This is a genomic window from Paenibacillus polymyxa (assembly GCF_018614975.1).
Taxonomy (GTDB): Bacteria; Bacillota; Bacilli; order Paenibacillales; family Paenibacillaceae; genus Paenibacillus; species Paenibacillus polymyxa_E.
This window is the reverse complement of record NZ_JAGGNR010000053.1, coordinates 20,567-29,715: the sequence shown is the minus strand read 5'-3', so window position 1 is coordinate 29,715 and position 9,149 is coordinate 20,567. Positions and strand designations below refer to the sequence as shown.

Annotated in this window: 7 protein-coding genes; 4 read left to right on the top strand and 3 right to left on the bottom strand. The window is 44.3% G+C overall.

Annotated features, from left to right (window positions below; genetic code table 11):
• The 3 genes from J7E78_RS27545 to J7E78_RS27535 form a co-directional block, all read right to left on the bottom strand.
• Nucleotides 1–519 (bottom strand): McrC family protein (locus J7E78_RS27545; protein WP_215079876.1); only part of this gene is annotated, 519 nt, incomplete at its 3' end.
• A gap of 11 nt (nt 520–530) precedes the next feature.
• Entirely contained in the window at nt 531–2,438 is a 1,908-nt protein-coding gene (locus J7E78_RS27540) for an AAA family ATPase (protein WP_251035300.1), read from the bottom strand.
• A gap of 39 nt (nt 2,439–2,477) precedes the next feature.
• Nucleotides 2,478–3,437: a helix-turn-helix transcriptional regulator gene (locus J7E78_RS27535; protein WP_215079872.1), complete on the bottom strand. Its 960-nt coding sequence runs from the start codon at nt 3,435–3,437 to the stop codon at nt 2,478–2,480.
• Between the two features lie 253 nt (nt 3,438–3,690).
• Here J7E78_RS27535 and J7E78_RS27530 point away from each other — a divergent pair, with 253 nt between their 5' ends.
• The 4 genes from J7E78_RS27530 to J7E78_RS27515 all read left to right on the top strand — a co-directional run bounded on the left by J7E78_RS27530 (nt 3,691) and on the right by J7E78_RS27515 (nt 9,122).
• The gene (locus tag J7E78_RS27530) at nt 3,691–4,392 is read left to right on the top strand and encodes a response regulator transcription factor (RefSeq protein ID WP_215079870.1); all 702 of its coding nucleotides are present in this window, start codon (nt 3,691–3,693) and stop codon (nt 4,390–4,392) included.
• A 20-nt stretch (nt 4,393–4,412) separates the two neighbouring features.
• Complete coding sequence (locus J7E78_RS27525; protein WP_215079868.1) at nt 4,413–5,855, top strand: HAMP domain-containing sensor histidine kinase; 1,443 nt, start codon at nt 4,413–4,415, stop codon at nt 5,853–5,855.
• A 103-nt stretch (nt 5,856–5,958) separates the two neighbouring features.
• A complete protein-coding gene (locus J7E78_RS27520) occupies nt 5,959–6,717 on the top strand; it encodes an ABC transporter ATP-binding protein (RefSeq protein WP_215079866.1) in 759 nt (252 codons plus the stop codon).
• 2 nt (nt 6,718–6,719) lie between these two features.
• Nucleotides 6,720–9,122 carry an ABC transporter permease gene (locus J7E78_RS27515; RefSeq protein ID WP_215079864.1) on the top strand — a complete coding sequence of 801 codons (2,403 nt, stop codon included), beginning with the start codon at nt 6,720–6,722 and terminating at the stop codon, nt 9,120–9,122.
• Nucleotides 9,123–9,149 lie beyond the last annotated feature (27 nt).

Below are 9,149 nucleotides of genomic sequence, written 5' to 3'. Positions count from 1 at the left end.
CCTGAGTTTGAAGACACGCCCTAAACGATTTGCCTCATTGATGAACATACGAATAAAAATATCAAATATGGTGTGCCGTTCCGTATGGAGGCCCGATTGCCGGAATATCTTATAAGGGATTTCGCCTGTCACACTTAGCATGTGAAGGAAGATGCGCTTCGTCTCTTCATCTGAACTTTCGTTATTCTGGTCAAACACTTTGGGCATAATCTCAACCTGTGTGCCCTCCGCCATCGTGATGACCCCCACATAGTTTTTTGCGCTAATGAGTTTTCCGATCCCTCGCCTGCTAGTGACACTCAGAAGTTCAAGCGCATCCGTCCCATGATCGCCACCTTTGTTTTCCAGTATGAACCGCTCCAATTGATCAAAGGCATGCTCATTGAGATAATGATAACCGAGCACCTTTCCATTGCTATGTTTGCATAGTCCCTCATACTCTTTAAGAGTAACGATCTTTTTCTGTTGTGGAATGTCGGTGATTCTAGTTTTACGACTTTCTAATAGCCGGCTCTTCATGTGCTCCCCACTTAATCCAAGTTTGCTGATTCGTATATTTTCAGATAGGATTCTAATTTTTCAAAGGCTGCTGTATTCACCCTATAGACCATCTCATCTTCCAGATTCACATTTTCCAGATTGCCAAACAACCTCTGAACGTTCACTTCGGTCTGATTAATAAATTGCTCTTCTTCAGGTTTATTGTTATCTCCAAGAACAAGCCGAATTTTCTCAACATCGTCGTAGAAATATTCCTGTAGCAAAGGAATAACCATGTGCTGAAACAAGTGTCCCAGCAACTCCAAAGACGGAGCCTTGTTCACTTCGATAAAATAAGCATGTCCAATCGTATGCTCACGGTCATATAATACTTCGATTCGACGGTTCATCGTCTCCAGCATCTGCGATAAATTGATTAATTGTCCGCTAACCGTATGTGAGGCAAGACATTCTGGATCAGGCATCATCTCTGCAAAAGTAAACCGCCGCCGCAGAGCCGTATCCAGCCGGGCTATTGAGCGATCTGCCGTATTCATCGTGGCTAGAAGATAGACATTGTTAGGTACGCCAAAGATCTTTTGTGAGTAAGGCAGCGTTAAACGAGTTTCCTCTGCCATACCAAGACGCTTGCTACCCTCAATAAGGGTAATCAGCTCACCAAAAACTTTGGAAATATTACCGCGGTTGATTTCATCAATAATGAATACATAGTTTTTCTCATTATTCTGAATGGCCAACTTCATGGGAGCACTCTCTTTTTTCTCTAAGATGGATAATACGTCTGCCAATGTAATTCGGCTAAGACGGTAGACGGAGCTAAGGGTCAGGTTGGTATTGCCGTTTAACTCCAGTACGTTCTCCCGGATATTCTTGGCTAGCCAGCTCACCTTGCGAGACCGCTTGAATTGCGGCGTGTCCTGAAGCCATTCGTAGTCTCCTGTGACGACGCCGATTGCGTCAATGGTCGCCTTATCATGCAGAACGAGGACCAAATCTCCGATAGCCATCTCCACGATGAAATTATTCAGAACAGCTTGACCACCGTGCTCATAGTTCGTTTCTTCATTCAAGATTTCCCCATAAGAATCCCACCCGATTCGAATCCGGTCATGGTTGAAGCAATCCGTTTTGATAGCATTTTCCCCGGAGCCACCCAACGAAACTTTCCATATCGTCGGGTCCTGGCGAATACCATAATCATTTTGATCCTGAACGATAGGTTTTTGCGCCGCTTCGCAAAAACGTCTGAAAATTCCAGGAGCAATTTCATAGGAAATGTCTCCACTCGAATTTTCTTGCCCCTCATCAGCTAACATCTGAGGTTTAATGCCCTCGATAAATTCTTCATAACCATAAGATTGATGAAATGTTGTGAAAGCAATTTGTCCTTGAGCCTTATAAGCATCGTATCGTGATTTGATATGATCGTAACCAGCCGTCTCCGCTTCTTCGCGGATATCGTCCAAAGGTTTATTCTCTATGATGGAAACAGCGTACAAGACGGTATGATACGTTTTCCCAGTCCCTGGAGGACCGTATAGGATGATATTTTTATCTAACAGCTTCAGTCTGGCGTCTGAAATAGCGTATCTTTCTCCCAATGGCTTTGTTTCCAATGCCAGACTTCCTCTGGACTCGAATTCTCTAAGAAACTCCTCGTAATACGCCAAACTGTACTGAAAGGTGCGATTTCCCGCTTTTTTATTGATCTCATTAAAATTTTGAGCCTGCTCCATTCTCAATCGTAACTGAGAATACTCGCTAACCGAATCCACCTCGAATACATTCGTTGTTTCCAACGAGACTCCATTTAATCTTGCCGGAGCCGTAGTTAGTGCAGAAACATATGAGCTGATCGTATTTTCGGAGTAGGACTGTCCATTCGATTTCCTTTTGCGCCTCAACCAATCTGTATAGTTTTTCTTTCGATTCCTCATCTGCTCATCCATCCTGCCTTCTTTCTCCTCTCAAAAGTATTATTGATACATTCTCATCCAGGCTGCCATGCGTGCTTTCATCTCTTCTCGTGCCGATTGTGGTTCCAGAATCTCTGCGTCGGGGCCGTACTGCAGTAACCACATGATGAATTCATGCTCATTGTTCACCGTCACTTCAAATAGAAGCGATCCATCTGCTAACTCTTTCATCCATGGTTGAACAAAGAGCTCCTCCTCCCGAATGTAACGAGCCACTTTCGAATCAAAACGAACCCTAAACCGAGTGTTGCGCTGTCCCGGATGAATCGACCATGTATTTTTTAGATATTGTTGAATATTGAAATCGCCTAGATAGAATACTTCGTTCGTGATATGTACTTGCTGGAAACGGCTCAATCGAAAAACTCTCATACCTTGTGCTCTATGACAGAAACCGATTAAGTAAAAACGTTGTTCTCTTGGAATCAGATAATACGGATCGATCATTCGGTTGCTTGTTTCATCCCTGGATTGAGTATGATATACGGTGTCAATCGTTCTCTTGTCCAATATCGCTTGAATGATTTCATGAAGAAAATTAGGATACTCTGTTCGGTACGCAGGGGTTCCCATCTGAATCATATCCGTAATATCACGGACGAGATTACTGCGCTGGGTCTGATTCTTTCGATGGGAGGTCATTACTTTATCATATGCACTGTCAAATCCGGGAGGACGTTTATCCCTTTCGAGTAGTGAAGGAAGCAAAGTGAAAGCTAGTTCTTCTTCTTCATTAAAACGAATGGGATCCAAAAAGTTTTCGTTCAGAAAACGATACCCTCCGTTTCGTTTGTCTTCATCTTCTAGCATCAACGTCGTGAATAAAGAGATCTGACTAATATCACGGTAAATCGTTCTTTGGGATACTTCGAGTTTCGTCGCAAGTTCACTCGCAGTTATCCCTGGCTTTGCATAGATGGCATTTATAAGTTGAAATAAACGACTAGTCTTTTCACTCATATTTTTATTTCTCCCTAGAAATAACATTTAGATTCTCTGATTCTATAGTACTATCTTTTATTTTAAAAAAATACCTTATTGTGTATTTATAGGCCTATCTTCATTCTAACTGGCTGGTAATTTCCCGCACAGCTTTTAGCATTTGTTCATGACGCATCATGAACAAACCTGTATAGTGAAAAACATAGGTTCCTTACAGACTCAACCAAAGCTCTATTTTCTATTTTGATATTCTTATACTGGAGCGATACATATGCTAACCCACCAGCGCAAAGTCCTCATCATCGAGGATGAACCGGATATTTCGCGCATTCTGCGAGATTATTTAACCAAAAATCAATATGAAGCCGCCGTGGCAGCCACTGGACAAGATGGACTTCAGATTATGGAGCTTATTCAACCAGACTACATCATTCTGGATATTATGCTTCCGGACATGGACGGAATTGAGGTCTGTCGAGAGATCAGAAGACGCAACAATATCCCCATCCTCATTCTGAGTGCCAGAGGCAGTGATACCGATAAGGTACTTGGTCTTGGCTTTGGAGCAGACGACTATATGACCAAGCCCTTCTCGCTGAGCGAACTGTTAGCACGGATTAATGCCCACTTCAGGCGTTATGACAGCATGACATCCGTTGGAGACAGAACAGATCTGCTGCATCTTGGAAATCTGGTGATTGATAAAAAAGCCTATAAAGTTACATTAAACAGATCGGAAGTTTCTCTGTCTGCCAAGGAATTCGAATTACTTCATTATCTGGCAAGCCACAAGAATCAGGTATTCTCCAAAGCCCAGTTGCTCGACGCCATCTGGGGATATGCAACCTACGGTGATGAAAATACCGTAACCGTGTACATTCGCAGACTACGTGAAAAAATTGAGGCAGATGCCTCGCATCCGACCGTTCTGAAGACGGTATGGGGTGTCGGTTACAAATTCAATTACGAATAAGTGAGATTGGAGGCTCCCACATGTCATTGAACAGCTGGTCCAAACGCTGGTTGTTAACAACACTTGGGCTTCTCATTATTATCGTTTTAAGTATCCTTGCACTGTCGATGATGCTGTTACAAGATCGAAATTCAGGCGAATCCAATCTGTCCCTGAATCAGGTTCGCCTCAAGGTCAATCCGATCTTACTCGCTTTGGAACAAAATCATCAGCATCTTAATGAACAAAATATTCGTGAAGTCATACGTTACACCGCCAGAGAGACCGGGGTTCTGCTTACCTATCTAAACTTGGATGGAAAAGTCATTCTGTCCTCCAACCCCACCTCTGAAGGGACGCAAGTTAATCTGCGTTCAGCTCTCCATTATGATCTGCATCATGCCACGCAGGCCGTGGACGGTAACGAGTTGCTTGATATTGCTTTTCCCGTGATGGACGGACCCGTGGGAAGTCAGATCGGCAATGCTATCTTTTCCATCCCCCAAGCCATGGTTACGGTTCAGCAATCGATGACTTTTCCGGTTATATTGATTAGCGCACTTTTACTACTGTCATCGATCCTAAGCTTATTTCTATTCTGGATGAAACGAAAACTGGATAAACACCTGCTCTCTCCCATCCATCAATTGAAGCAACATGCGGAATCCATGCTTAAAGGCAATTATGAAGAAAAAATCCAGTACAACCGGAACGATGAATTGCTCGAAGTATATGCCATGTTTGATCTAATGCGCACGGAGATTAAACATATGAGCGAGCAGCGTATTCGGCAGGAACAAGCACAAAAAGAACTCATCACCAATATATCTCATGATATTAAAACACCAATTACCACAATAAAAGCATACATAGAAGCTATTGAGGAAGGACTATGTAACGATCAGGAGACGCTGATGGAATATATGGGAGTCATGCGGACCCATACGGATAAAACGGCACGCCTTGTGGAGGATCTGCTGGTTCATGCACTTCAGGAATTGGGGCAAATTTCGGTGGAAACCCGTGAAATGTACAGTGGGCCTATACTGAAGACGATGTTGAAACCTATTGAACATGTTGTCCTAACAAAGGGGCTTATCTATAAAGGACCCAGCTACATCCCCAATGTGTTAATCGCTATCGACCCCACTCGAATTGAACAGGTGATCTCCAATCTTGCTGCCAATGCCCTCAAGCATACAGCTCCAGGAGACACGATACGTATAGATATGGAACTGGAATCCGGACACTTGAAAGTGACGATTGTCGATTCGGGTCAGGGAATACGTGTACAGGACATGCCGTTTGTTTTCCAGCGTTACTTCAGAGGGCAGACGAGTCATGCAGAACAACGTGCTCAGGAAGGTACAGGGCTGGGCCTTTCCATCTGCCAAAGCATTATTGAAGCACACGGAGGTCATATTTCCTTTACTAGTAAAGAAGGACAAGGCACAACCTTCCGTTTCTATCTGCCGATATGCTGAGCCCACACTCCACAGCTGTAATACTTTATTCATAATTTGATAAGGCTTCCTCAACATCCCTCCTCTAGAATGAATCCTATACTGCACTCGGGAGTGATTCAACTTGTCCAAAAAAGTGATTATTCGTGCACAGAATCTGTGCAAAACGTACAACAGCGGAAGTGAGCAACATCATGCCATCCGTAATGTAGATCTCGACATCTATGAAGGAGAATTCACGGTCATCATGGGTAACTCTGGCTCTGGCAAATCAACTCTCTTATATCTGCTAAGCGGACTGGATCAGATTACAGCAGGTGAGGTCTATTTTCGCGACCAGCGGATTGACGCTTACAGTGAACGGGAAATGTCCAACTTCCGCACCCGCCGGATCGGTTATATCTATCAGAGCATCAACTTGGTCCCAGACCTTTCCATCAAAGAGAACATTGCTTTACCGGGATATATCGCTGGAAACAAAACGAAGGACATCCAATCCCGAGCTGCTGAACTGATGAGTGCGATGGATATTAATGCACAACGTGATCGCCTCCCCTCCCAAACTTCCGGAGGACAGCAACAGCGAGCTGCCATTGCACGCTCTTTGATCAATTCGCCGGATATCATTTTTGCGGATGAACCGACCGGAAGCCTGAATATGGAACACGGCACAGCTGTTCTCGATATCCTTACGGATCTCAACCGGAAAGGACAGTCCGTTGTTATGGTGACGCATGATATCAAGGCCGCCTGTCGGGCAGATCGCCTGATCTACATTTTGGACGGCAAGATTGGCGGAATCCTTGAGTTTGACACTTATGACGAACATCAAATTCAGGATCGTGAAGCGATCACCTTCGCTTTAGTTACGGGGAAGGAATAACGATGGCAGTCATGTTTAAACTTAGCTTATCGTATCTGAGTAGGAACAAAATACAAAATGCGTTGATTGCGCTGCTCCTGCTTCTCTCGACACTTCTTGTATCTACAGCTATTGTCATTCTGGCGAACACCGGCAATCAGTTTTATGAAATGCATACCCGAACCCATGGATCTCATCAGATTCTGACGTTTGAAAAAGGGCTCAATGACCCTGACGCTGTGCACAACTGGTGGGCTTCTCAGGATGGAGTTCAGGTGTCCCCTTTGCTAACGTATCATACATTGTCAGGCATCATTTTGAATGAAACTCACATCCCTAACATCTACCTGTACATGTTTAATACGCCTCCGCCGCCATGGGGTGTGGATGAACTAAATTTCTCAAGCGGGACGCCCGACACCGTTCCCAAACAAGGCTCCGTCTGGATTCCAACGTCCATGGCAAATACCTATCATATTTCGGTAGGTGATACCATTGGCTTCAAAACCGGCTCAAGCACACTCGAATTGAATGTATCGGGCATTGTAATCGATGTACCATACGGGGCACCCTTCTCCAATACAGCACGGGTCTGGATGAATCCTACCGATTATCAACATGATCTCGCTACACTTGCTGGCAACGAGAATCGTATGATGGGCATCCATTTTAACGATTACAGCATGAATTCGGTGTATTGGGAACGGTACAATCGTGAGACAGGTATTCCGTTTCTAGAATCCAAAATGGAGTTTGAGGCCATTGCCTCTTTCTATCTGATCATCAATCAGGTTATTGGATTTATCATGATATTCATGGGTGTTGTCATGCTCTCTATCGCCCTGATGACCATCGGGTTTACGATTGCGGATGCCATCCTGGCCAATTACAGAACGATAGGAATCCTCAAATCACTAGGTCTGACTTCCCGAAAAACGATAGGCACCTATGTTATTCAATATGCATTGTTATCCATCGTAGCCATTATCCCAGGACTTGTACTCAGTATATGGATATCCAAATGGATCATTAATATTTCTGTATCCTCTCTTCGAGTGGGGAATCAGAACATCCCAGTCCAAGGATTGGACGCGGCCATACTGGCCGGCGTACTACTATTTGCTCTAGTAATTCTGTTCACTGTGTTATATGCCAAAAAGGCACGCAGCATACAGCCCGTACAGGCTATTCGTTATGGTATGTCGGAGACAGATCACAGCCGGATGGCTGGCAGAATGAATTCGCCATGGGCGCACTGGATCGGATTCACACGACTGCCTGTGACCGCCGTGCTTGGATTCCGACATGTGTTCAAAAATACCAAAAGCTCTGTTCTAACACTCCTGCTAACCACCATGGCTTCCTCCGTACTTGTTCTGGGTTATGTTCTGCTGACCAGTATAACCGGAATTGAACAGACCGCAGCTAAATGGGGGTATGACAATGCCAATATCGCAGCAGTCGTAGTGAACAAAAGTAACTTCCCCAAGGCTGAACTAAAGCACGTGTTAGCGCAGGATTCGAGGATCAGTAATGTAGGCTGGCAAGGGAACACAACGGGTGTAATTAGCCCGGAGTCTTTGGCAGCAGTGGAGGGCCAATCCATCAGTCTCAACTTGAGTGTACTGGACGGGAGTTATCAGGAACTTGGATTCGAAACGTTAAAAGGGGGTAACCCACAACATGCGAATGAAATTGCCATTGGTGTAAGTGTAGCCAAAACATCAGATAAAGATCTCGGTGATCTTATCGACATCTATATTGAAGGAGAAAAGCGTACATTCATCATCACAGGCATCTATCAGGCGATCGCCAACATGTCTGTTTCAGGCAGAATCACCATTGATGCCATGAGAAGTGTGAACCCGGATTATAGTGAATTTGATGTTATCTTCATCAATGTGAACGATATGGCACAAGCGGGTATGGTTGCCTCACAATTAAATGAGCAATTTAAAGATTTTGCTTCGGTAGTTACTCAGAAGACATTGCTTGATTCCGTTTACGCAGAAGCCGCTAATATCCTGATCTATCCGATGAGCCTGATTGGATTGCTATTTATCATTGTGACGTTCATCATTATTTTCAGTACCTGTAGAATCAATATTCGCAAAGAAAGTACAACGTACGGGATATACAAATCGCTGGGAATGACATCTTGCCAAATCCGGTTGTCACTCACCATGGGAATGATCATACTGTCCTCCGCGGGAGCCATACTGGGTATTTTCGTCGGCGTATATCTGCTGCCTCTTTTACTCGAAATAGTCCTTTCCGGTTATGGTATCGTACAACTTCCACTGATCCTGCATTGGGGTGAAATGGTACTGTTCACCTGTCTAAGCATTATTGCAGCCAGTCTTGGCTCGTGGTTCTCTTCGAGAATTATTCGAGAAGCATCGCCACGTATGCTGGTTATCGAATAATGTAACCAGGATGCCTTAACACAATAA